Here is a 24,199-nt window from a genome sequence, read left to right on the forward strand (position 1 = left end):
AAATGCATGACAGGAGGGACGCCTGAACCCATCGAGTATCAGCTCATCGGTCTGACTGAGGACGGCAATGCAGGCGACCTGCTACTTGGGCTTGATCAGAAGCAAGGGCGCATTCGCCTCCAGGCGCTGATCTCCGAATGGCTGCGTATGGAGAACCTCGTCGTTCTGACGGGATCTGGTACGTCGGTTTCGGCTGGCGGGAAGACCATGGTGAATCTTGAAACCGCCGTCTTCGAGACGATCGAGGCTCTCCCCGACGTGCCCGCCTCAGTCGGCCCTATCATCAAGGCGCGTCGGGATGCTGTCTCATTGGCCGACTTACTCGATGAGCCCACCATGGGGTTCGAGCAGTGGCTATCATTCGTTGCCAATTCCCTCGTTGTTGGTAACTCAAAGGACGCACCATTTTCTGGCGTCACCTGGCCGGGCACGCCAGCTCCAAGCCTTGATGACCTCCAATGGTTTGTTGATCGGCTGCGCATGTCGATCTTCTCGGAATGCGCCCTGTCTTTGCCTGACACCGCCAAAGCGAAGTCGGCAAGCGAGATCGCGCCGCAGCTTGCATTTTTATCCAAGCTCGTCGCGCGTGACAGCAATCTTGGCCGAACTCATCTCTTCACGCTGAATTACGACACGCTGTTCGAGCAGGCGTTGGAGTTGCTAGGCATCCAATATTTCGACGGCTTCACCGGCCGAGCAGCCGCTCGCTTCGATCCATCGGTTTATGGGCTCGATGTCTATTATCCGGGTGAGGTTGCCGAAGGCCGGGTGCGGCGCTTCGACAAGTTCCTGCACTTCTACAAACTGCACGGATCCATTCATTGGTTTGAACAGGACGGTGAGATGCGCGCGCGGCACCCCGACCTCGTCCCGTTCCGAACCTATGCAGGTTTGAACCGGGATGAGAAGGCAGCAGTGCTCGTCAAATTGACCGGCGGAACGCCATCGGTTGGAATCCTGCCGACTGCCAACAAGTTCGCGCAGACTCTGACGATGCCCTATGCGCATCTCTTCCGGTCCTTTCAGGTGCGCCTCGGTGTCCCCCAGACCTTCCTGCTCGTTCTCGGTTACGGCTTTGGCGATGATCACGTTAGTCGCATCATTGAGAATGCGCTCATGAATCCGTCGTTGGTGATGCTCGTGGTCGAACCTAATCCAGCCAGCCCGGTCATAGAGCGGGTACGCCGCTATAAGGACCTCGGTAAGCGCGCCTTCGTCTTGTGCCCGACGGATGCCGCCTTTGCTGCTAGCAAGTTCAAACACGCGACGTTTGATGATTTCGCCCGCTCGGTAATGCCCGACGTGCAATGGCTGGACGACTTCCTGCGCCTGCGGCGATTCGAAAAGCAAATAGCTTCGTCCGCGACGCCCGCCGAACCCGCTCCGGAGGCGTGAGATGGATAATCCACGTCTCGTCGGCCATATTGTCTCGGTTCAAGGCTTCCGGGTGAAGGTGGAATTGCTGCCCGAAACCAGATCGGCCCTGCGCGCGACCCTTGACGGGGTTCAGGCTGCGATCGCGATCAACGCGTATCTGACCTTTTCGTTGGGGGCGGGCGAAACCGTCATTGGTATCATTACCGATCTTGAGGCACGTGAGAGCTTCGATCCCACCAGCGGCGATGAACTCAACCTGGAACTCATGAAGCCGCGCCGGACCGCCAGCGTGCAGTTGCTGGGTACCATCGAGCATGCCGACGGTGACCCGTCTTTCAGTCCGGGTATATCCATCCTGCCAACACTCGATACACCGGCAGAAATCGGATCACCTGACATCTTGCGCGCCGTGTTCGAAATCCCGCCCCGTCGCAACAGGCCGGAGGGTTATGATGCGAGGGACTTTGACTGCGACTTGAAGATCGGATTTCCGACGGGCCAGGCGCGTAACGTCGTCCGGGCGTCCTACAATGACCTGTTCTCGAGGCCCTTGGCCATCGTCGGCAACACCGGGTCAGGCAAGTCATTCTCGGTGTCGAGCCTCATTCAGAAGGCCATGAAGGCGCTCGACGGCGCAGCAGAGGAGCCGCATGTCTTCATTCTCGACATTAATGGCGAATACGCCAAAGCCTTTCCTGCCGCAAAAGCAGCGGTTCGCATGCCGGATCGCATCTATCTCAATGGCAAAGAGTTCGGCCTCCCGCTCTGGTTCCTGAACGCGGAGGAGATTTGTGCATGGCTGAGCGCGGCGGAACAGACACAGGAACCCGTGTTGAAAGACTGGTGGGCGATTGCGAAGGGCGGCAATGCCACAGCTGCGGCCAGTCTCGGTTCATTGCAGAATGCAATGAGCGCGCTCGATCAACTTCTCAGCGAACTTACAAAGATCAAGAAGAAGGCGGCGGGTTCCTATTGTGACGCCGTTACCGGCCATCTCGCGAACACCGATATCGACACCACGGCGTTCGACAGACTGTTCACCTCACATCGCTCCGCCAACGACTACAACACCGAGGTCATGAACAATCAGGCTGTGATCGCGGCCGAAGCAGAGAAGCTCAAGGACGCCATCCGATCCAAGATTGTCGGCGGGCGTGATACAGCGGAGGCTGGCGCGCGCACTGCGGACTCTCCACTTCCGATCGCGCGCTCGACATTAACCGATCCATCACTGATCAACCGCGCCGTATCGAAGGAGGACACCTTTCGGGTGGACGCCCATCTCACCACGCTGAAGCTGCGTTTGAAAACCCGCCTTGATGACCAAAGGTGGCGTGCGTTCCTCAACTATGAAGACGCTGTCACTGCCATCGCTAGTTTGTCCGCCTGGTTCGCTCGTTTTGGATTGGGGGCTAAGACAGGTCCAAAGGTGTCGGTGCTCGATCTTTCGATGCTGAGCAACGAAGTGCTGCCCTATGCATGTGCCGTCATCGGGCGCGTGTTGCTGGAGGCGCGGGAACGCTTGCCCGCTGCGTCACGCTACAAACATCCGTGGGTTCTCGTCCTCGAAGAAGCGCATAACTATGCCCGACCGGCTCGCGCGGACGAGGATCGAGGTCATCGACTGGCGCGATTGACCTTTGAGCGTATCGCAAAGGAAGGGCGCAAGTTCGGCCTGTCGCTCATCATCGCCAGCCAACGTCCGAGCGAGATTAGCCAGACTATCATCAGTCAGTGCGCTAACTTCATCAGCCATCGTCTCCAGAATCCGGACGACATCGACCATTTCCGTCGCATCATCCCGATGCAAGCCCGGCGCTTGCTCGATCAGGTAACGATATTGTCGTCAGGCGAAGCGATTGTCTTCGGCAGCGCGTTCCACATCCCGACGCGAGTGCAATTCGATAGGCCCGATCCCAGCCCCTATAGCCAGACGGCGGCGCCTTTCCATGAGTGGTCGAAAGAAAAAGCCCCGTTTCCGCTCGCACAAATTATCGATGCTTGGGGGGCCTAGCTCAAAGTTTCTCGATGCCTTTGCCGGAACTTGTCACGGATCGATTATGCAGAACCGGTCTCCTCGGTGAAAGTAGTCGAAGTAGCGTGCTCGAGGACTTTCCACTTGCGTCGAGAAGGGGGCGACACGGATTGGGATGCGTCGGTCAAGTAGGTCGTCGTGATCCCACTTGCCGTCCAAGTCCCGCGTCGTTGAGCCGCATATCTAGCCGGGCCGCTTCGACCTCCTTTTGACTCGCTACACGAGCCTCGACGAGATCCTCGGTGGCGTGAGCGTCGCCAAGGTCGGTCCGGATGTCATAACGCAGTTCTAAGAATTCGCTGCGAAAATGGTCCGCACGGAGTCGGTCCAGCGCCTTGCTGATCCAGACCAATGCTTCGGCTGCGTCTCCTTGCCCGCGCCGCGCGCGCGCCATGAGCCTTTGGAGCCACTCGCTGGTCTCAAGCTCCTTCCGCTCTCGCAGGAGGGCCTCGCCTTCGGCCGGCCGACCCATTTCGATCAGGAGTTCGGCGCGCCGCTGGAGGTGGAAAAGCTGTGGTCGGACCAGCGACTCATGGAGGGCGAGGGCCTTGGCATGGAAGCCGGAAGCGTCGGCACCCGGCAGGCGGGCTGCCTCGAAATAGACCTCAGCCCACGCAAAACGATCGCTGTCGGTCTGCAAGCCTTCTAATGCGGGCTCGGAGAGCTGCTTGAAGATGCGTCCAAACATGACCGGCTCTTCGGTCGAGAGGTAGCGCCCGAGCGCAGCGAACGCACGAATCGCTTGCAGCACGCCGACATTCGCTGCCTCGACGATCGTTCGCTCGATTGCGTCTGCATGGCGTCGGATAAGCCCTGCTCGCCAGTTGCCTGAGCCCCATGGCAAGCGCTCGATCACACCCAGGAGAACCGAGTAAGTCACGTTATCTTCGCCGGGGGCGCGAGCGAGGATTTCATCCACCAGCTCAATCGCCCGAGCCACTGTGGCGGAATTGCCCCGGTAGATATCGATCAACTGCAGGCGGGTTTCGTGCATGGGCGAGGGCCCGCTCAGCACCTGCTCAAAGAGTTCGGCCGCGGCGGCCGAGTCACCAAGTCTCTTGAGCGCCTTACCCTTATGATGCTGCACTTCGGCAGCCTGTCTGTCGGTGAGCCCGGGAAGCCCGGTAAGTGTGTCGAAGGCTGACAGGCGTTCCCGCAGCCGGGCCTTGGCGATCTCATCGCCTTCCAGCTTGTCGTAGAGGAACAGCTGCTCGATCGCTTCGATAATTGCCATCAACTCCAAAGGCGCCGGCGTGCGTCCTGCCAGCGCATTGGCGTCGGCCAATGGGTCGCCCACGAGTTCGGACCGCAGTTCGGTATGATCCGATACCGTGAGCAGCGCGTAACGGAACGCGGCAGAGCGAGCTCCTGCAGCAATCAGCTTCTTGAGCTTAGGGAGGAGGATACGCCCGATCGTCCAAAGACGCAGACCAGACTCACTCGCCGCGACTTGCAGATAGGCCTCCAGCGCGGCATCAAGCTCGACGCGCCGCTCCGGGGGGCACCAGCCGCCGCCGCTCAGCGCCGCGTACACGACATCGTGGAGCCGAATAATCCCGCTTCGGTCAGCAGCCGTAAGCCCGTGGCTGCGGAGCTTGCGAATGCCGAGCGGCTGGACGACATACTCGAGAAAGTCCTGCCCGCAGGTTGTTTGCTCGGCCCAGGCGAAGACAGACAGCTCGCGCTCGAGGGCAGGACGCAGGCGCCCCAGGAGCCGGTCGGCGAGGCGCTGGCCATGATGTTCCAGTTCGCCGACAGCCCGACAGTCAAGAACGATCTCGTCCCATGTGGCGCCCTGCCGCACTGCAGCGCTGATCAGACCCAGGGTCAGCGGATGGCCGCCCACCGTGGACCAGATGATGTCAAACACATCAGCTGGGCACATCGCGCCATCCTGGTCGAGCAGGCTCTGTGCCTCCCCACGAACGAACATTGGCAGTTCGTATGAGCCTGGTTGTGCCGACCGCTGCGTGAGGATGATCCGTGAGCGGGGCCCGCAAAGGTCGCCAAGGCGCGCCGTCGAAAGATCGGGTTCGGCGTCATCGATTACTAACAGACAGGCTCCGGCGCGCAGCAGCGCCGTGACGTTCCGGGTTTCGCCGCCTCGCACCAAAGGGAGCGCCTGGAGATCTTCAGGCCGACGGACTTCCCCCGCATCTAGCCAGATCACGAGGTCGTACTGATCTTCGTGGTCTGTGGCGTAAGCGGCAGCTGCCGCTGACTTGCCGAGCCCGGCGATACCGCTGATGGTCACCACTGGACTTTTCGAGAGGCGCCGCGAGACGTCGGCGTCGACATCGGGGCGAGCAATGCGGCTTCGATCCGGGGCGGGAACCAGGCGGCTCACCGCCTCTTCATCCCGGATCCTCTGTAGCTCAGGCAGGTATGGAGCGAGCCTTCGAACAACGGTGTCGCTGAAGATCAGCTTTTCGATCAGCTGGGTCGCGATCTCCTCCGCGCCCCACAGGTGCAGAGTCTTGCCCTCCATTTCCGGCCACGTTCTGACGGCGCTTTCGAACTCCTGGGCGACTTGGGGCCGCTTTCGCTGGCCCGACAGCAGGAAGATGTCCCGTGCGGACGGTTTGCGATTGAGCGCCTTTCTCAGATCGCCATCTGCCTTGGCCATCGGGCGCTCAAAATAACCACGAGCATCAGAGTACTCGGCGACTATCCGGCCGTCGTCGCTGACTGTGTCGACCACGCCGCCAACGGCATAGCCGACCAGATTGGTCCCTTGATGGTTCAGAGGCACCTCGAGCAGGGCATCCAGAAATAGTCCGGCAAACCTCTCGAAATCGGTGGCGATGTAGCCAACTGCACCAGCCAGACGGTCAATTTGCGCGACCTTGCGCTTTGGGTTCATCTTGAATTCTCGACTGGTGACACAGCTTCCATTCCCGCCGCATATTGTAGCACATCGTCCAACATTTCGATTGCTCCCGAGCGAAAGCAAATCGGTGCATAGAGCCCGCTACAGGTCTCCCAAACGAGCTGAACGCCCTCGGCCGACTGGGGCGCTAAGGCGGGCCGACAACCACTTCTTGTGATTGGACCCGAATGACCGAATCGAGGTTATTGAAACCTTCAAAGCGGTGGCCTCGACGCGAGAAGGAGTGGTGCAATGCAACGGCTCTTTGCGGTTTTGTCGCTTCTGGGTGCTTTGCTGTTTGCGCAGATTCCTGAGCTCCTGCAACAGTATAGGCAGCGGCTCGGTGGCGCAGCCGACGAGCTGACAGTCATTGTGCGCAACTTCGACGAGGACTCCCGCCGCTCGGGTTATGACCGATCGGGCGCACTCGGTGTCATGGCGAAAAACGCAGAACAACTGGTGCGCGACCAGGCGCAGCGAATGACGGAATATATTCGAAGGCTGGAGCGGCTGAACGAGCAGCAATCGGCTTTGGCGAATGGCGTCACGCCTGCGGCCATCCTGGCGGTAGCGGTCGACTATGACAAGCCGATCATGGCGCAAGCCTGGAGCGCCTATGCGCCCGCGCTTCCGACGACCCTCACGGGCATTGTATTTGCGATCATTGGCTGGTGCTTGTCTTATGCTGCACTCTTGGTTCTCGGCGCTGTTGCCGGCTCACGAGGCAGAGTCGCTGCGTGATCCGACGAAACCGAGATTCATCGGCAGGAGGACAGCAAACCGAGCCGTCAAACTCCGCGCGGCGCTTCTATGCCTCAACTCTTATTTGCCGTCTTCACCGCGAGCGGCTGCTGGACGAAGCGCCATAGCGGCAACGCATCACTTTTGTAGTCGGACGATATCAGTGGCGCGAACCAGTTGGGCCGATGTTCAAGTTCAATTTGCACTGAATCCGGTTCTCCGTTGGCCTGTTGCGAATAGTGGCGGGAAAACATCCGGCTCAGCGTGCCGATTATTTCAAATCTCTCGGTGTCCTCGTTGAGCCGTTCCTCGGGCAGCCAAGAAAACTCGATCGCCGACAATCTTCCGTCAGTCACAATGGCCTTGGTCTCCTGCTCGGACCATTCCCCGAGATTCATGAATATCCACGCGATCTCCTGCTCGTCCGTACGCGTGAGGACACGATCCTCACTGAGCATCGTGACCTCTCCAACCGTGAAAGGCGCCATTCCGTCGGGGCCGATGGCGTTGGGCTTGTCGGCGGTTAGCCGAAGTGTGAGCGGCGGCGTTGTGCCGACTGTCATATCGCCGAGCCTGCCCAGCTCATTGAAGCGGACGGCATGTTTCATGTCGAGCTTGAGGTAGCCATTTTCGTTCAGCAGATCGTGCGGGGACACCAGCGTCCAGATGCCCCATCTGGCCCAATAGACGGCCACCTTGAGCGTGGCTCGTGTTGCCCGCGCGTAGCTGTCGAGCGAGGACAAATAAGACGGTGTCATGATCTGACGTTCTTGCCGGACCGGATCCGCCTCGTAGACGTTCTTGACTTCGACCAGCCATTGCTCGTCGTCTTCCAGTACGATCCGGAAATCGGGCGCCCGATATCTGCCGACAGGATAGACGCGCCCGGTATCTTCGACCTTCATCAGCTTGTAATGACCAAGCGCCACCACCATGGCTTCGAACATTGCCGCTGTTCGTTGGCCATGTATTAGGGTGTCATCGGTCAATGCCTTGTCGAGCTGCGCGCCGATCGCCGCGAGGAATTCCTGGGCTGTCTGGGCCGCCGTTACGGAAATCTTTCGCTCACGGCTGAAGCGGGCATAGAGATTGAGAAGATCAAATGGTTTGCTCATGTCGGCATCGTTGACTTGAATGCGCGCGTGGGAAAGGTCGAGCCCACGACTTGGTGAAATCGGCATACTTGGTCGGCTTCCAATCTAGCTGACCCGCCTAGCACTACTCTGGCAGTTTAGTTTTGCTTGGATCGACGAGGAGTTTCTCACAGTGCGGGCATCGCCGGGGTGGAGGCTGCGCGAAGAGGTCGAGGATGGCTTGCCTGACGGCCGGCATGCTCGGCTGTGGCGGCGGTCCGGCGATTCTTTTTTTTTCGTCCCGCTGCTTTGAGGCGGCGGGATTGGAGGAAGGCGTAGGCGATCATGGTCATCAAGGCGTGTCGGTGTAACCCCGTCCAGGATCTCCCTTCGAAGTGGTCGAGGCCAAGCTCCTCCTTGAGCTGCTGATGGGCCTGCTCACAGACCCATCTGGCTTTGATCGTGGCGACGAGCATCTTGAGGCTCGCATCGGCCGGTAGGTTCGACACATAGTATTTTTGCTCGCCAGTCGACCGGCGTTCGCCGACGAGCCAGACCTCGTCGCCCGGCATGCACTGCACCCGATTATCGAGCATGCGGTGCTTATGGCCATCCGCAACGCGGACACGGCGGGCCGCGAAGAGACATGTCAGTCGACCTTTGGTGCCCCGCCGCCAACTGACCCTTCGCCATTTTCCTTTGGCCAACATCGCTTCAGCAGCGACAGGGGGCTGATCTGGAATGTGGTATTTGCGGCGCTTTCCGGCCTTCGCGACAGGGAAGATCAAGGCAACGTCGGTGGGATAAACGTTCTGGCGTCGCGACAGACCCACCGCCCACAACAGACCGCGCTCGCTCAAAGCCTGACGGAAAGTCCCGCTGGAGCCGTACCCTGAATCGGCAAGCACACAGCCAAAACGTGCACCGGAGGCGATGACGCGGTCGATCTCCGCGATCGCGATTTCCGGCTTTGTCAGTGCAGTCTGTCTATCCTTCGGCACACCGGCCCGCGCCATGCGCTCACGATCATCTGTCCAACTCTCGGGTAGGAATAGCCGCAGGCCCACCATCACGGGTACCTCGCGCGACGCCAACGTTACCGAGACCAGCGACTGGCAGACCGTATGTTCGTTGTCCGAGAGGTGGCTCGTCCGCAATATGCGATGAGCGAGGGTTGCGCCGGGTGGGCCGGCGCCGAGCCTCTCACATAGGAGGACGAGCCGTGCGGCAGGATAGCAAAATCTACGTGGGACTGGATACGTCGAAGCTGAAGATCTCGGTAGCCGTAGCCGAGGCGGGGCGCGATGGCGACGTGCGCTTCATCGGCGAGATCGACAGCGCGCCTGATGCGGTGGAGCGATTGATAGCGAAGCTCGCCAAAAGGCACCGGGACCTCGCCTTTTGCTACGAAGCCGGCCCGACCGGCTACGGTCTCCATCGTCAGATCACGCGGCTTGGCCACGACTGCATCGTGGTTGCACCATCACTGATCCCGAAGCGGCCTGGAGAACGGGTCAAGACCAATCGCCGTGATGCGCTGACCCTGGCCAAGCTGCATCGTGCAGGAGAGCTGACCGCGGTCTGGGTACCGGATCCGGAGCACGAGGCGGTGCGAGAACTGGTACGTGCCCGGGAAGCCGCGATGGAGGATCTGCGGCGGGCCCGTCAACGCTTGCAGTCCTTCCTGCTCCGTCACGGCCGGGTCTTCACCGGCCGTCAAGCGTGGACCAAGGCGCATACACGATGGCTGTGCGAGCAACGCTTCGAGCATCCGGCGCAGTATCTCGTGCTGGCCGAGTATCGCCAAGCGATCGAGGCCGCCGAGATCCGTCTCAAGCGTCTGGACGACCAGGTTGCCGAGGCGGTGAGTTCATGGTCCATGGCTCCAGTGATCGCCGCCTACCAAGCGCTACGCGGCGTCGCCTTCCTGACCGCGGTCACCTTCGTCACCGAAATCGGCGACGTGCGCCGCTTCGACAGCCCGCGCCAACTGATGGCGTATCTTGGCCTGGTGCCCTGCGAAAACTCCACGGGAGAACGCATCCGGCGCGGCAGCATCACCAAAGCTGGTAATGGCCGGGCGCGCCGCGTGCTCATTGAGGGCGCCTGGACCTACCGCTTCCCCGCCCGGATGAGCCGCCTACTGCAGGAGCGGCAGGCCGGCCTGACGAAAGCGGTGTGCGACATCGCCTGGAAAGCCCAAGTCAGACTCTGCGCTCGCTATCGCAAGCTGATGGCACGCGGCAAACGCCAGGCAGTCGTCACCGTGGCCATCGCCCGGGAAATGGCCGCCTTCCTTTGGGCAATCGGCCAAGAGGTGGAGCCGCACGGCGTAACCTGATCGCTTGCTGAATTAGCTACGCTTCCTTCCACCTCAACACAGGAGAACTCTCAGGAACGACATCATTGTTGCGCATCGCTGGAGGCAGGGCCCCGGTTGGGGAACTCTCGCACCAATTGTGTGGCCGACATTGTCGATGCCCGCTGGCAGATCGAGACAGCCCCGGACGAACAAACGGAAATGCGGTATCCAACCCGCGTATCAGAGTCTACAAACCGTCGTCTCAGCGGCTCTGCCTCCTGCGCTGCGTAACAATCATCCAATTGACAACTCCGGCACAAACGGAGGTCGCACCCTCATGCCGATAACCCTGGACAACGAACATCAGAGTTGGCCGTCTTTCCGAGCGACGAGGCATATTGGGGTGCCACGCCAACCGAGTGAGATCCCTTCTTGGGCAACGCCGTGTCATCGATGACAAGAAACCCCGCCTCATCACCAACCAGGCCATCTGCCTTCTTCAGCAAAACGGCTTCAAGCGAGGCACTGTCCCAAACTCCGGCGGTGACGAAATGATGCAGCTGATCGTAGCCGACTTCGCGAGCGCGCGTCGCCATCGGCTGAATGCTCTTGCGGTCTCCTGGACCAATCAGCCCGGCGATATAGGCTGGACACATCCGCGCTCTAGTCTTGTGCCGTAGCGCCGCGACAAACGGCGCAAGCCAGCGATCGAGATCAGCCTGCCAGTTTACGTCCATTGATCGGCCCTCCATGAGCCGACCTCCCATGAGTCACAGAAAAACTGATTTGGGAATCCCGCGCCGCTAAAAATCTGCCAAGGTAGTGCTAGTCGGCCGAACCAATAAAGTCATCTGAGCCAGCCCTCAGGGAGCCAAAGCGAACCGAATAGTCCGACGCCAGCGTCGCGCAGATTTCCTCTGCCCTTGCGCGGTCGTTGGTCATTGCCGCAACATGCCAGGGAGCGTTGCGCACCACCGCCCAACCGCGCACCCATCCTGGGTTCGATGGGTCGACGTGAGGGAGGTTGCGTTGAAGACCCGGGATCGGCGCAAACCAAAAGGCGTAGGATTGCGCACCGTCGCTTCCCGGCTCGTCGCTTGAGCTGACGAGGCCGATCACCTCTCCGTCCTGGTTGAACACGGGTCCGCCGCTCATGCCGCCGGGCCAATGGCTGTCGACCGCAAATGTCGGCCAAGGCCGATGTTCGCGGCCACTCGGCAGCACTGCGGTTACGCGGCCAATAGACCCATACATGCGCTCGGTCAGAACATCCGCGTCGATCTCGCGGTCCCGTATCGAACGCAGTTCGGGAAACCCAATGGCCATGACCTCACCGCCGACCTCGGGCCATTTCCCGGTCAGCCGCAGGGGAAGAAAATCGCGTACTTCGTTCAGGCGCGTGTTGTCTGCTTTGAACGACAGCATCATGCAGTCGAGTGACATGCGGCTCGAGTCACGGTTGAGCAGCCGATCAAGGGCGATATCTTCTGGCGGGGTGCGAAAGGCGGTCGCTGACGCAATCATCACCATCCCGTCGACCCCGATCGGGGCACGCCCATAGACAAGCCCCGGGTTGAGAAGACCGACAACCGTCGACCGCGGGCGCGAAGGCCCGAGCCATGTTTCAAGCACGTGCTGCGCGGTCAGATATCCTCCGAAGGGGTCGATACGGAACGCCGTGCCGAGACCAGAGACGCGGTGTGTGTGGTTGTCGATTGCCAGCAAGGAGATAATCGGATGGCGAACCCCCGTCGGGTCTTGGATCAGAAACTGGCGGGGATCGTCTCCGGCTGTGGGGGTGACTGGAAAGGGCATCGCCCAGTCTAGCATGGCAAGGCGAGTCGCCCTAAGGCGCATTCAATGTGAAGGCTCATCCGAGTCACAAGGAAACCGGCGCCGCTTTTTTGAGACGGCGCCGGTTTCCTTGTCAAAGATCTAGTGAGCGGCGGCACCTTGCTTGATCGCAGAGGCGAAGCCTTCGACGACCCGAACAAATAGATCGGGATCACGCAGTGCGTTCTTGAGCTCCTCAGCCCAATCCGGATTGGACTCGGTCCACTTGATCAGCGCGGTCGCCTTGACGCCGCGGTGCTTGATCAGGAAGTTGGAGATCTTTGCCGGCACGGCGCCCGCGACAAAAGCAGCGTTAGCCGGTTCGGCGCGCGCCAGAAGAATGAAGGCCCGTGAGAAGCTCGCGAGATCGTCCTCTTCCGCGAGTTTGGTGAGGAGGTCCAGTACGGGCCCGGAGGGGGTTGTGTAGGCTGCCGAGCCCTGGGATGCGATCGCCTCGGCAATACGGTGCAGTGTTTCTGGGGGCATGCTCTTAATTCCTTCGTCAAGGCCGGCGAGCGCTTTGGCTTTTGCCCTGCGATCGGCGGCGAGGTTTCTGATGTCGTTTGCGTCTTGTTCGGTGGGCACCCACACACGGACTTCCTGCCAGCCTTCAGCCAGGCGAACGTCGCGCTGGCGTTTTACTCGCCTGACTACCGTAGGGTCGGCCACGAAATGTCTCCGTACTGTCGTTACGAAACATAAGTCGTAACGACAGTACGTGTAAGCGGTTCCTTGAAGATGGAACTCAAAAAGCTTACGTAGGATCCCGCGTCAGCCCCTTTATTGAAGTATATATAAATAACCTTTATTATGGTGCCGAGATTAGCTCCTCTGCGAAAGGTTTCCATTGAACCGCGATAATCTCACTCACGCCGTGCGGGAACAATTGAAGCGGCTACCGGCCCCCCATGCCGCGCATTACGGCGTGGTTCCGCTGCCCCCGCCTGAGGATGGCGTTGCCGTGGGGGCGGTCCTTGCCCGGCTCAGGGCGGCGGATGCAGCCTTGGTGCGCATCGAGACGCTCGCGGCCGAACTAAAGGACCCGTATCTCATAAGCCGCATCTTGCCGCGGCGGGAAGCTGTCAGCAGTTCGGCGATTGAAGGCACCAACAGCACGCTTGACGAATTGCTGTCTGGTGAAGAAAGCGAAGATTCCCAGCAGGGCGAGGCGGTAGTTCAGGTGCGTGATTACGCGCTCGCGCTCGACGACTTCCTGCCTCGGGCCAGACAAGAGAAACTGGAAATCTTCACAAGCGGTTTGGTGCAGGATCTGCATCGCGCCGTCATGCGCGGCGACGCCGAATACAAAGACAAGCCCGGCGATCTTCGCCAGGTTGTCGTCTGGATCGGCGGCAGGGGCGATATCGCTTACTCAACCTACAATCCGACGCCGCCGTCGGACATTGCCGCGTGTCTTGAGGGTACGATGAAGTACATGCGCTGCGAGGGCATGCAGGCGATGCACCAGAGCTTCATCGTCCGAATGGCGGTTGCGCACGCACATTTCGAGGCGGTCCACCCGTTTCGTGACGGCAATGGCCGCGTTGGCCGTCTGCTTTTGCCATTGATGATGGCCGCTGAAGGCATGATGCCGATTTACCTGTCACCGTACATTGAAGCCCACAAGACAGCTTATTATGAATCGCTCAAGGGGGCTCAGCAGCGCCTCGAATGGCATGAAGCGGTCGGCTTCATGGCGGACGCGATTGTCGGCACCACAGATGAGCTCCTGAAGACCCGCGATGCCTTGTCTGCACTTGGCCATCTATGGCGGAAGCGGCGGAGGTTTCGCCAGGGCTCAGCCAGCCTGCGCGCACTCGATGTTCTGCCGCACTATCCCGTGCTGACCGTCAAGCGTCTGGCCTCGCTTCTCAGCATTACGGTGCCTGCAGCCTCGCAAGCGGTAGAGCAACTGGTCGCGAATAAAATCTTGAACGAGCGTACCGGCTACGCGCGCAACCGCGTCTTCGCCGCGCCCGACGCGCTATCGATCATTAACCGCCCCTTCGGCGAAGAACCCATTCTTCCCGGTGCAGACACCTGACGGCCGCCATGCCGGGTTGACAATTGGTGACGCCGCGAGTTGCGGCTTCGCCACGCCGTCGGTCATGCAGTCGGCTCGGACCTCCGTGAGACGCCAAGCGATTTTCCATAGCAAGCGATCCCGCAAATGCTCCATGATCACGCCGGAGGAAGGGCGATTCGGTAGATGGTCGAGGCGATTCTCCGAAGGACACTCAAGAGAGTGGTTGACCTTGCATCGATGCACAGCATCACGAGTGATGCGCTCATAGCGATGAGCAAGGACGATTATCAGGTTCTCCGTCGCGCGGCGACGCGCGCGCGGCTCGACAGGAAAGCGCGTTTCGTCTGCGCGAAATGCGGACATGCCGTCTATGCTCCGCGCGAAGGCCGGAGCGGCCAGCCCTACTGGAAACACCACCCGGGTGCCCCGCAACTTTGTCCCTGGTGGACGGGGACGCCGGCCAGAGAGCTGGCTCGGCAAATTCGGACAGTAGCTTAAGTGGATTTTCTGCCTGACAGCGGCGAGGATTCTTGCCGCGAATCAGGAGCGAAGATGACGAAGAGGAGCCGCCGGACGCATTCTCCGGCCTTCAAGGCTAAGGTGGCTTTGGCCGCCGTGAAGGGGGAGAAGACACTGGCCGAACTTGCGCAAGCGTTCGATGTTCACCCTAACCAGATCACGACCTGGAAGAACCAGCTCCTGGAGGGCGCCGCCGGCGTGTTTGGGCAGGACAAGGGATCGGCCGAGGCACCGGTCGATTTGAAGGCGTTAGTTAGTAGATGCCAAGCGACAAACTTCGTTTGCGCAGAGATCGGCGAGCTTGCGTTGGAGAACGATTTTTTGTCCGGCGCGCTCACCAAGGCGGGCCTGCTGAGCGCAAGCGATGATCGACCGCGATCATGATCTGTCTGCTGTTCGCCAGGCAAAGGTCCTGAACCTCGCCCGCAGCACGATCTACTATGAGCCTCGGCCGGTTTCGGCCGAGGACCTTGCCTTGATGCGTCGGCTCGATGAGCTGCACCTCGATTACCCCTTCGCGGGAGCCCGGATGCTGCGATCGCTGTTGCGGCGTGAGGGTGTGCGGGTTGGCCGCCGCCACGTCGCGACGCTGATGAAGCGGATGGGGATCGAGGCGATCTATCGCCGTCCGAACACCAGCAAGCCGGCACCGGGCCACAAGATCTACCCGTACCTGTTGCGCGGATTGAAGATCGGGCGGCCCGACCAGGCGTGGTCGATGGACATCACCTACATTCCAATGCGGCGTGGCTTCGTCTACCTCGCGGCGGTCGTTGATGTGTTCAGCCGACGGGTCCTGGCCCATCGCGTATCGATCACGATGGAGGCGGCCTTCTGCGTCGAAGCGCTCCAGGAGGCATTGGTGAAGCACGGCAGGCCCGAAATTTTCAACACGGATCAGGGCAGCCAGTTCACCAGCCTCGACTTCACCAGCATGCTGCTGGACGCTAAGATCGCCATCAGCATGGACGGCAAGGGCGCCTGGCGCGACAACGTGTTTGTCGAACGGCTCTGGCGGACGGTCAAATACGAGGAAGTGGTGTGCTGTGAACGTCACTGTTCGAAATATGAACGGTGGCGATGCTTTATCGGAGATGAGGGTAGGCCCCTCGAAGTCGGCTTGCAGGAGCAGGCTTCAAACCGCCACGAGCTGCATTGGTCAAGAGCCATTGTGGTGAACGTCGATGGAAAAGGCGGAGCAAGACTCCGTCAGGTGAGGTTCAAGGAGACGAACGGAAGTAAACCGCTGATGACGTGTCGAAACGTATCAAACGACGTCGAAACCGGGACCCAGACTTCTGTCCCGCGAATAAAGATTGAGGGGAGCCTGTCTACTGCTCAATCGGCGTCCGGCATGGAGGCGGCGTGACCTTGATCCAGGCTTTGGTAAGGAACTCAGGAACCTGTCGTCCCGATGCCAAGGGAGAAGCTCAAGCGGATGGACTCCGCGAGGGCGAGAGTACCGATGCGGGACACAGGGGCGGAGTCGCTCGTAGTAGGGATGAAGGCTCTGTAACGGAGCTGGACCGAAGGGGTGACGTCGCCCGGCTTTATTATGTTGGCAACCCGCAAGGGGAGGACCAGCGTGGATAAAGCAAGACCGTTTAATATTTCCAAGCGCGAAGTATGGTTGGCTTATAAGCGAGTGAGGGAAAACCGCGGGGCGGTTGGCGTCGACGATCAAACGATCGCGGAGTTCGAGAAGGATTTGAGTAACAACCTTTATCGGCTCTGGAATCGAATGTCGTCGGGCAGCTACATGCCGCCACCGGTTCGTCGAGTTGACATACCGAAAGGGGACGGACGGGGAACGAGATCGTTAGGTATCCCGACCGTTTCTGACAGAATCGCCCAAATGGTAGTCAAGCGATATCTTGAGCCCGTCCTGGAACCAGTGTTCCACGATGACTCCTTTGGATATCGTCCCGGTCGGTCGGCGCATGATGCGTTGGCTGCGGCACGGCAGAGATGCTGGCGCTTTGACTGGGTGCTCGATCTCGACATCAAAGGCTTCTTCGACAACATCGATTGGGAGTTATTGATGCGAGCGGTGCGTCGTCATACCGACTGCGCATGGGTGCTGCTCTACATCGAAAGATGGCTGAAGGCACCCGTGAGCATGCCGGATGGCGCGCTGGTCAGCCGAGAGAAAGGGACCCCGCAAGGGGCAGTCGTCAGCCCAATCTTGGCAAACCTTTTCCTGCACTATGCGTTCGATCGTTGGATGAAGGAAAATAATCCAGACATTCCGTTCGAGCGCTACGCGGATGATGCCATCTGTCACTGTCGCAGTGAGGCGCAAGCGCTTTCATTGCGGCAAGCGCTGGAAGCGCGGCTTGCGGCGTGTAAGTTGGAATTGCATCCGCAAAAGACGAAGATTGTGTACTGCAAAGACTCGAACCGACCGAACGGTTATCCGGAGCAACGCTTCGATTTTCTGGGCTTTACGTTTCGACCCCGACAATCGATGAATCGCGCTGGAAAGCTGTTCGTCAGTTTCTCTCCTGCGGTCAGCGACAAAGCGGCCAAGGCGATGCGCGAAGACGTGCGTCGCTGGAAGCTGCATCATCGCAACGATCTCGACTTGAGAAAATCGCCCAATGGGCACGGCCAATTCTTGTTGGCTGGGTCAACTATTACGGGCGTTTTCATCGTTCGGCGCTTCGCAGGGCACTGCGCACGGTAGATCCATTTATCGTGCGGTGGGCACAGCGGAAATACAAAAGACTTCGAGGACACGCAAAGCGAGCGTGGGGCTGGTTGCGCGGGGTTAAATCCCGCCAGCCAAACCTGTTCGCCCATTGGTTCAACGGGTCTCCGGTTGGGGCGATAGGAGCCGGATGAGTCGAGAGGCTCACGTCCGGTTCTCGGAGGGCGTGGGGGTGGGATTCCCCCGCGCTACTCAACTATCTTCGTGCCTACGACAGCGTGTCTGAGGCGCGAGCGTCGATTACCAAGTATTTGACGTTCTACAATCAGGGACGCCCTCACTCGAGCCTTGACGGACGCACGCCTGACGAGGCTTGCTTCGGCGCGCAAGCAATGGTGATGGCCGCATGACCGTCGTTTACGATTTTGTCGTCGCTCTGGTCGGGCAACGCCCTCCCGACGCAACGACAAAATCGTAGAGCCCCGCGTTCAGCGTAACCCGGCAGGAATCCACTTAATTTCCGCGGGGCGCTGTCCAAACAACCGGAGCCACCTCACACGGAGTCGCGCTGATCAACCGATTGATAGAATGATCGCGGGATTATCTAGCGAATGTAGCGTCGCCTCCGATGCGGATCAATATCGGAATGGGCGGCATTCCCTACGAGAATCGAGAGTTGTGAATCTCAAATCTGGGGATTGACGCTGCCACTTTTGTACGAAATGCACCGATCTCTCGCCGAGAAGAGTCGCTAGAGTGAGGAACGACGCCGAGGAGTCCCTCGATTCACAAAACGGGCGCTTGGCCCCGATTCGCGCCCGTCGAGAATCCCAGGGCCTGACGATGCGGATAAAGTCTGGCTTGAGGCGCCGGGAATCTTGGCTCGATGGTGATCCTGTTGGTGGAGATGCTGCCACTCAGAAGTGATTGAATGAAAGGGCCTCGATCATACAAGACTGTCTCACGTCGAGCGTGGTCTAAAGCCCGAGACGGCGCAGTCGATAGTCCAGCTTTGGTCTGCTGATCTTCAACAGGCGCGCGGCGGCTGACACGTTGCCGTCCGTTTGGGTCAGCGCGGAGCGATAGGCGGCGGCCTCCATCTCTGCAAACGACCCCTTCGCGAACGACGCGCCGCTGTTGAGCGCGGCGGTGTCTCTTTCGTCCGCCGACGATGGATCGAGACCGAGCAGCGGCGTGCGGCCCAACCGTCCGTCGCTGGTGAGCTGTATCGAGAAGGGCGGCAGCAGCTCCGAGCCGCTGAAGAGATGGCTGATGTCGATGATGCCGCCGTCGTCGGCATAGACGACGCCGCGCTCGATCAGGTTTTGCAGTTCACGGATGTTGCCGGGATAATCGTACTTCAGCAGCGCGTCGGTGGCGCGGCGGCTGAAGCCCGTGAGGTGCCGATCGTGCCGCGCGCAATAGATCCCGAGGAAATGTGCCATCAAGAGCGGGATATCGTCGCGGCGTTCGCGCAGCGGCGGGATGAGAATCGGAAACACGCAGAGCCGGAAATACAGATCCTGCCGGAACCGGCCGGCCGCGACCTCGGCGGTCAGGTCGACATTGGACGCGGCCACCACGCGGACGTTGAGCGAGATGGTCTTGCTGCCGCCGACGCGTTCGATCTTGCGCTCCTGCAGTGCACGCAGCACCTTGCCCTGCGCCGAATAGGTCAGTGACGCGATCTCGTCGAGAAACAACGTGCCGCCGGAGGCGCGTTCGAAATAGCCGGCGCGCGAGGCGATGGCGCCGGTATAGGCGCCTTTCTCCACGCCGAACAATTCGGATTCGACGAGCTGCTCCGGGATAGCCGCGCAGTTGATCGCCACGAACGGACCGCCGTTGCGCCGACTCATGGCGTGAAGCTGGCTGGAGAACAGCTCCTTGCCGACCCCGGATTCGCCGACGAACAGCACGGTGGCATCCGTCGCGGCAACGCGTTCGAGCTGGCGGCGGGTGCGGACGAACGCGGCAGAGACGCCGACCGCGACGGTGCTGTCGTCGCCTGAGGGAGGTGGGCTTTGGTCCGCCGCGGCCGCGGTCTTGCCCACGGCATGCGCCGGGCGGCTCTTCCATTCCAGCCCAAAATAGCTGCGCTCGGGCGCGTCCTCGCCCCATGCATCGGCGTGCTGGCCGACCACCACGCAGCGTGGCGCGCCCATGCCGGCGCATTCGACCTCGCGGAAGATCACCGGCCAGCCGCACAGTTTGCTGGTGTAGCCGGAGGGATAGCCGACCTGTAGCCAGCAGACCGGTTCGCTGGCGAGGCCGTAGCTTGCAAGGTGCTCGGCGGCTTCCGAGGAATCCTCCCACAGGAACTCGCCAAAATACGTGCACTTGTCGCGATCGAATTCGAAATGCCGCGTCGTCACCTTGACGAAGCCCTCCAGCGTATGGACGCGCGGCCCGGCCGCGAGCGCGTGGGTGAGGTCCTCGTTCGGGAAGCGCTTCTGGATCAACTCCGCATCACGCATGCCCTGCATGTAGCCGACACGGGTGAACAGCGCGCGGGCGGTCTCGACCCCGAAGGCGTCGATGATCTCGCAACGGAGGCGCCCGAGCACCTGCGACTGCATCAGCACCATGCGCTGGTCGTTAAGCCAGATGCGGCCGTCGCCGAGCGCGAAGTGCAGCGACTCGGCGAGATCGTTGAAGGTCGGCGCGGCGCCGGTCTCGAGCTCGCTGCTGGCGCCGCGGGTGAGAATCCGGGCGGCCCGGCGGGAGGCCTCCGCCAGCGAAATCCGGGTTTCACGCTCCGCCATGTGGCGCCTCATATTCATGAAATGATGAAATAGTGCCCGATCTAATCTTCACTATTTCACAAATAATCGCGAATGGAAGTCCCCGCCGACGAACGGCTGCCGCATCGTGACTCGCGTTTCTAAGTATCTGTCTAAATTATATAATTTTGCGATTTTGCGATCTGGCCGGATCCCGCCGGATTCACTGGCACCGGCCTTGCTATTCGCTCTCCCATTCGCGGGAGGAAGCGAGGCAAGAGGACCGGGTCACGGTCCCGAAAAAGGAGTGGGGCGCCATCAGGCCGCCGCGCGCAAGGCAGTCGTCTTGCCTCTCTTTCTCCCCGGCAGGCAGGCCGCGGTCGCAACGACCGTGCAGTCAAACAATCCGCATCGGGCGGAACGGGAGGAAATTTCGATGAACATGCAGGCGCGCGATTTCATTGCCGTCGACCGGTGGCGCGGCAAGGCATTTTTGGGCGAATGGAGCGCCACCGATGGCGGCGCGATGGAGATCAGCGATCCGGCGACGCGTGCGGTGCTCGGTTCAGTCGGCATCGCCGATCCGAAGGACATCGCCAGGGCCGCCCGCGAAGCGCGCCAGGCTCAGGCGGCATGGGCGTTGAGGCTGCCGCAGGAGCGCGCGGCGATTCTCAACAAGGCGGCGGATCTGCTCGAGCAGAACGGCGAGGAACTGATCGGCTGGATCATGCGCGAGAGCGGCTCGATCCAGCCCAAGGCGGCGATCGAGATCGAGCATGGCGCTGGTTTCGTGCGCCATGCGGCTGCCGTTGTGACCGAGCCGAACGGCATCATGCTGCCATCGATGGAGGCGGGGAGGTCGAACACCGCCAAGCGCGTGCCCCATGGCGTTGTCGGCGTGATCTCGCCGTTCAACTTCCCGCTTGTGCTCTCCATTCGCGCCATCGCCGCGGCGCTCGCGGTGGGCAACGCCGTGGTCCACAAGCCCGATCCGCGCACCGCGGTATCAGGCGGAATCATCATCGCCCGCATCTTCGAGGAAGCGGGCCTGCCCAGGGGCGTCCTTCAGGTCGTGCCGGGTGGCGCGGCCGCGGGCGAAGCGATGTGCTCCGATCCCAACATCGCGATGATCTCCTTCACCGGCTCGGCGGAAGGCGGCAGCAAGGTCGGCGAGGTCGCCGGCCGCCATCTCAAGAAGGTGCAGCTCGAGCTCGGCGGCAAGAACTCGCTGATCGTGCTCGACGATGCCGATGTTGATGTGGCGGCGTCCAATGCCGCCTGGGGCGCCTTCCTGCATCAGGGGCAGATCTGCATGTCGACCGGTCTCGTGCTCGCGCATGCGAATATTGCGGAAGCGCTGGCGACGAAGGTCGCCGACAAGGCGCGGCATCTGCCCGCGGGCGATCCGTCGTCCGGGCAGGTTGCGCTCGGTCCCATCATCAGCGATGCGCAGGTCGCGAAGATCCAGGCGATCGTCGACGATGCGGTAGCGAAGGGTGCGCGGCTGCTGGCCGGCGGCAACCATGACGGACGCTATTACCAGGCGACCGTGCTCGCCGGCGTGAAGCCCGGCATGCGCGCGTTCGAGGAGGAAATTTTTGGACCCGTTGCCTGCCTCGTCAGCTTCGCCAGCGACGATGAAGCGGTCGAGCTTGCCAATCGCTCCGACTATGGCCTCGCCGCCGGCGTGATTTCCGGCTCGATCGCGCGGGCGCGCGCGGTCGGCGATCGCCTTGCGGTCGGCCAGCTCCACATCAACGACCAGACCGTCAATGGCGGGCCGTTCGCGCCGTTCGGTGGGCGCGGCCGTTCCGGCAACGGCAGCCGCATCGGCGGGCCCGCGATCTGGGAGGAGTTCACGCAATGGGTGTGGACCTCGGAGAAGCCGCAAGCGACGCCGTATCCGTTCTGAACCGTTCCGCAATCCCGCACGGCTTCCGGCGCCTCGCGTGCCGGGAGCCTTCCATTTCAAAACGTTTGACCTCTGGAGACCAGGATGAAGATCCGTGCCGCCGTCGCCCGCGAAAAGGGCGCGCAGCTGAAGCTTGAGACCATCGACCTCGAAGCCCCGCGTCCCGACGAGATCCTCGTCAAGGTGAAGGCCACGGGCGTCTGTCATACCGATCTCGTCGTCCGCGACGGCATGCTGCCGACGCCGCTGCCGGTCGTGCTCGGGCACGAAGGCGCCGGCGTCGTCGAAGCGGTCGGCACGGGGATTACCAAGGTGAAGCCCGGCGATCACGTGGTGATGACGTTCAATTCGTGCGGCGGCTGCCCGAGCTGTCAGGACCAAGCCGCCAGCTACTGCCATGAATTCTTCCCGCGCAATTTCTTCGCCGCACGCGCCGATGGATCGAGCGCGCTATCGGCGGATGGCGCGCGGATCAACGGCAATTTCTTCGGCCAGTCGTCGTTTGCGACCCACGCGATTTGCCACGAGGTCAATGTGGTGAAGGTCGCGACCGACGTTCCGCTCGAGCTACTCGGTCCGCTCGCCTGCGGCGTGCAGACCGGCGCCGGCGCGGTGATGAACGCGCTGAAGGTCTCGGCCGGAAAATCCTTCGCCGTGTTCGGATCCGGATCGGTCGGGCTCTCTGCACTGATGGCGGCGCATGTGGTCGGCGCCACCACCATCATCGCGGTCGACACCAATCCGGCAAGGCTCGAGATCGCGAAATCGCTCGGTGCGACCCATGTGGTCGATCCGCGCCAGGCCAATGCGGTCGAAGAGATCATGCGGATCACCGGCACTGGCCTGAATTTCGCGCTCGACACCACCGGCCTGCCCGCGGTGATCCGCAACGCCGTGGAGAGCCTCGGTCCGCGCGGCGCCTGCGGCATTCTCGGCGCGTCCGGACCGGATGCGGAGATCGTGCTCAACGAGACGCATTTCATGAGCGCGGGCCGTCGCCTGATCGGCATCGTCGAGGGCGACGCCAACCCCGATGTCTTCATTCCGACGCTGATCGATCTCTACCGGCGGGGCCGCTTCCCGTTCGACAAGCTCGTCAGGTTCTACAATTTCGATGAGATCAACGCGGCGATCCACGATTCCGAGACCGGCGCTGCGATCAAGCCGATCGTGCGGATGCACTGAACGCAAACGGAGGAAACATGTCCAGGAAGCAACTCGACGCGATCTTGCAGATGAGCGCGCAATTCCCGCCGCCGGCCAACGGCAGTCCGGCGGACATGCGCGCCTGGTTCGAGGCGATCAACGCGCAAACGCCGATCCCGGACGGCGCCATGATCGAGCGGGTATCGTCGGGCCCCGTCGGCGGCGATCTGATCCGCTACCCCAATTCGGACGGCAAGCGCCTGATCGTCTATTTCCACGGCGGCGGCTTCTTCTTCGGCTCGTCGCGCTCGCATCGTGTCGTCGCCGCCAATCTGGCGCGCGCGTCCGGCTTCAGCGTTCTCGCGGCCGACTACCGGCTTGCGCCGGAACATCCGGCACCCACCGCGCATGACGATGCCCTTGTCGTCTATCAATGGGCGCTGGCGCATGGATTTGCGCCATCCGCGGTCTGCCTGTCGGGCGATTCGGCGGGCGGCAACCTCACGATCGCGACGGCGATGCGGGCCCGCGACGAGGGCTTGCCCATGCCGGGCGCGCTGGTCGTGATGTCGCCGGCGCTCGACTTTACGGGCCAGAGCGAGTCGTTCCGCACCGTTGCCGATGCCCCGCTGCTCACCCCGCAACTGACGGAGCTGTTCAAGCAGGTCTATTTCGGCGCCAGCCTGCCGACGTCGCCCTATCTCGCGCCGCTGAATGGCGACCTGTCGCAACTGCCCGCGACCTTGATCCATGTCGGCTCGTGGGAACTGTTGCGCGACGACAGCGTGCAACTCGCTGGGCGGCTGCGACAGGCAGGCGGTTCCGCCGAGCTGAAGATCTGGGACGTCATGTGCCATTCCTGGCAGCTGTTCGCGCCGATGCTCGACGAAGGCATGGCCTCGATCGAAGAGGCTGCGGTCTTCGCGCGCGGGCGCCTGGCACCTTGATCCGTCAGGGCGCTCACCGCGCCGGGCGTGCGAAGACAATCCTCCT

Annotated in this window: 13 protein-coding genes and 5 pseudogenes; 11 read left to right on the forward strand and 7 right to left on the reverse strand. The window is 61.3% G+C overall.

The window, feature by feature from the left end; genetic code table 11:
- The first annotated feature begins 6 nt into the window (after positions 1 to 6).
- The gene (locus NLM32_RS10795; protein ID WP_254128969.1) at positions 7 to 1,395 is read left to right on the forward strand and encodes an SIR2 family protein; all 1,389 of its coding nucleotides are present in this window, start codon (positions 7 to 9) and stop codon (positions 1,393 to 1,395) included.
- A gap of 1 nt (position 1,396) precedes the next feature.
- On the forward strand, positions 1,397 to 3,391 hold the full coding sequence (locus NLM32_RS10800; protein ID WP_254128970.1) for an ATP-binding protein: 1,995 nt from the start codon (positions 1,397 to 1,399) through the stop codon (positions 3,389 to 3,391).
- A 145-nt stretch (positions 3,392 to 3,536) separates the two neighbouring features.
- On the opposite strand, the gene NLM32_RS10805 is transcribed toward NLM32_RS10800, so the two are convergent.
- Entirely contained in the window at positions 3,537 to 6,275 is a 2,739-nt protein-coding gene (locus NLM32_RS10805; RefSeq protein WP_254128971.1) for a hypothetical protein, read from the reverse strand.
- A 258-nt stretch (positions 6,276 to 6,533) separates the two neighbouring features.
- Here NLM32_RS10805 and NLM32_RS10810 point away from each other — a divergent pair, with 258 nt between their 5' ends.
- Entirely contained in the window at positions 6,534 to 7,022 is a 489-nt protein-coding gene (locus tag NLM32_RS10810) for a DUF2937 family protein (protein ID WP_254128972.1), read from the forward strand.
- A 74-nt stretch (positions 7,023 to 7,096) separates the two neighbouring features.
- Here the strand turns inward: NLM32_RS10810 and NLM32_RS10815 are convergent, their stop codons facing one another.
- Both NLM32_RS10815 and NLM32_RS10820 read right to left on the reverse strand, forming a co-directional pair.
- The gene (locus tag NLM32_RS10815) at positions 7,097 to 8,203 is read right to left on the reverse strand and encodes a hypothetical protein (RefSeq protein WP_254128973.1); all 1,107 of its coding nucleotides are present in this window, start codon (positions 8,201 to 8,203) and stop codon (positions 7,097 to 7,099) included.
- 80 nt (positions 8,204 to 8,283) lie between these two features.
- Positions 8,284 to 9,213: pseudogene (locus tag NLM32_RS10820) on the reverse strand (IS701 family transposase); the annotation flags it as partial.
- Between the two features lie 104 nt (positions 9,214 to 9,317).
- Between NLM32_RS10820 and NLM32_RS10825 the strand changes: the two are divergent.
- Positions 9,318 to 10,436 carry an IS110 family transposase gene (locus NLM32_RS10825; RefSeq protein WP_254128974.1) on the forward strand — a complete coding sequence of 373 codons (1,119 nt, stop codon included), beginning with the start codon at positions 9,318 to 9,320 and terminating at the stop codon, positions 10,434 to 10,436.
- A 329-nt stretch (positions 10,437 to 10,765) separates the two neighbouring features.
- Here the strand turns inward: NLM32_RS10825 and NLM32_RS10830 are convergent.
- The 3 genes and pseudogenes from NLM32_RS10830 to NLM32_RS10840 form a co-directional block, all read right to left on the reverse strand.
- Positions 10,766 to 11,164 (reverse strand): annotated as a pseudogene (locus NLM32_RS10830) (transposase); the annotation flags it as partial.
- A gap of 58 nt (positions 11,165 to 11,222) precedes the next feature.
- Complete coding sequence (locus NLM32_RS10835; protein ID WP_254128975.1) at positions 11,223 to 12,212, reverse strand: serine protease; 990 nt, start codon at positions 12,210 to 12,212, stop codon at positions 11,223 to 11,225.
- A 120-nt stretch (positions 12,213 to 12,332) separates the two neighbouring features.
- Positions 12,333 to 12,899, reverse strand: a complete 567-nt coding sequence (locus tag NLM32_RS10840; RefSeq protein ID WP_254128976.1) for a hypothetical protein — start codon at positions 12,897 to 12,899, stop codon at positions 12,333 to 12,335.
- A 178-nt stretch (positions 12,900 to 13,077) separates the two neighbouring features.
- Between NLM32_RS10840 and NLM32_RS10845 the strand changes: the two genes are divergently transcribed.
- The 4 genes and pseudogenes from NLM32_RS10845 to NLM32_RS10865 form a co-directional block, all read left to right on the forward strand.
- Positions 13,078 to 14,274, forward strand: a complete 1,197-nt coding sequence (locus NLM32_RS10845) for a Fic family protein (protein ID WP_254128977.1) — start codon at positions 13,078 to 13,080, stop codon at positions 14,272 to 14,274.
- A 534-nt stretch (positions 14,275 to 14,808) separates the two neighbouring features.
- Positions 14,809 to 15,814, forward strand: a pseudogene (locus NLM32_RS10850) (IS3 family transposase); the annotation flags it as partial.
- 516 nt (positions 15,815 to 16,330) lie between these two features.
- Positions 16,331 to 17,619 (forward strand): annotated as a pseudogene (gene ltrA / locus NLM32_RS10855) (group II intron reverse transcriptase/maturase).
- Between the two features lie 63 nt (positions 17,620 to 17,682).
- Positions 17,683 to 17,835, forward strand: a pseudogene (locus NLM32_RS10865) (integrase core domain-containing protein); the annotation flags it as partial.
- Between the two features lie 567 nt (positions 17,836 to 18,402).
- On the opposite strand, the gene NLM32_RS10870 reads toward NLM32_RS10865, so the two are convergent.
- Entirely contained in the window at positions 18,403 to 20,190 is a 1,788-nt protein-coding gene (locus NLM32_RS10870) for a sigma-54-dependent Fis family transcriptional regulator (RefSeq protein WP_254128979.1), read from the reverse strand.
- A 394-nt stretch (positions 20,191 to 20,584) separates the two neighbouring features.
- Between NLM32_RS10870 and NLM32_RS10875 the strand changes: the two genes are divergently transcribed.
- From NLM32_RS10875 to NLM32_RS10885, 3 genes are all read left to right on the forward strand, one after another.
- Positions 20,585 to 22,060, forward strand: a complete 1,476-nt coding sequence (locus NLM32_RS10875) for a benzaldehyde dehydrogenase (RefSeq protein ID WP_254128980.1) — start codon at positions 20,585 to 20,587, stop codon at positions 22,058 to 22,060.
- A gap of 84 nt (positions 22,061 to 22,144) precedes the next feature.
- Entirely contained in the window at positions 22,145 to 23,245 is a 1,101-nt protein-coding gene (locus NLM32_RS10880; RefSeq protein WP_254128981.1) for an NAD(P)-dependent alcohol dehydrogenase, read from the forward strand.
- A 17-nt stretch (positions 23,246 to 23,262) separates the two neighbouring features.
- Complete coding sequence (locus NLM32_RS10885) at positions 23,263 to 24,153, forward strand: alpha/beta hydrolase (RefSeq protein WP_254128982.1); 891 nt, start codon at positions 23,263 to 23,265, stop codon at positions 24,151 to 24,153.
- Positions 24,154 to 24,199: the final 46 nt, after the last annotated feature.

Origin of the sequence: Bradyrhizobium sp. CCGUVB14 (genome assembly GCF_024199935.1) — a bacterium.
In the GTDB taxonomy this organism is placed as follows: domain Bacteria; phylum Pseudomonadota; class Alphaproteobacteria; order Rhizobiales; family Xanthobacteraceae; genus Bradyrhizobium.

What these genes read in the sequence shown, in the direction of transcription:
- NLM32_RS10885 (WP_254128982.1), top strand. Translation starts at nt 23,263, where the DNA reads ATGTCCAGGAAGCAACTCGACGCGATCTTGCAGATGAGCGCGCAATTC.
- NLM32_RS10805 (WP_254128971.1), bottom strand. Translation starts at nt 6,275, where the DNA reads ATGAACCCAAAGCGCAAGGTCGCGCAAATTGACCGTCTGGCTGGTGCA.
- NLM32_RS10815 (WP_254128973.1), bottom strand. Translation starts at nt 8,203, where the DNA reads ATGCCGATTTCACCAAGTCGTGGGCTCGACCTTTCCCACGCGCGCATT.
- NLM32_RS10880 (WP_254128981.1), top strand. Translation starts at nt 22,145, where the DNA reads ATGAAGATCCGTGCCGCCGTCGCCCGCGAAAAGGGCGCGCAGCTGAAG.
- NLM32_RS10795 (WP_254128969.1), top strand. Translation starts at nt 7, where the DNA reads ATGACAGGAGGGACGCCTGAACCCATCGAGTATCAGCTCATCGGTCTG.
- NLM32_RS10835 (WP_254128975.1), bottom strand. Translation starts at nt 12,212, where the DNA reads ATGCCCTTTCCAGTCACCCCCACAGCCGGAGACGATCCCCGCCAGTTT.
- NLM32_RS10875 (WP_254128980.1), top strand. Translation starts at nt 20,585, where the DNA reads ATGAACATGCAGGCGCGCGATTTCATTGCCGTCGACCGGTGGCGCGGC.
- NLM32_RS10870 (WP_254128979.1), bottom strand. Translation starts at nt 20,190, where the DNA reads ATGGCGGAGCGTGAAACCCGGATTTCGCTGGCGGAGGCCTCCCGCCGG.
- NLM32_RS10810 (WP_254128972.1), top strand. Translation starts at nt 6,534, where the DNA reads ATGCAACGGCTCTTTGCGGTTTTGTCGCTTCTGGGTGCTTTGCTGTTT.
- NLM32_RS10800 (WP_254128970.1), top strand. Translation starts at nt 1,397, where the DNA reads ATGGATAATCCACGTCTCGTCGGCCATATTGTCTCGGTTCAAGGCTTC.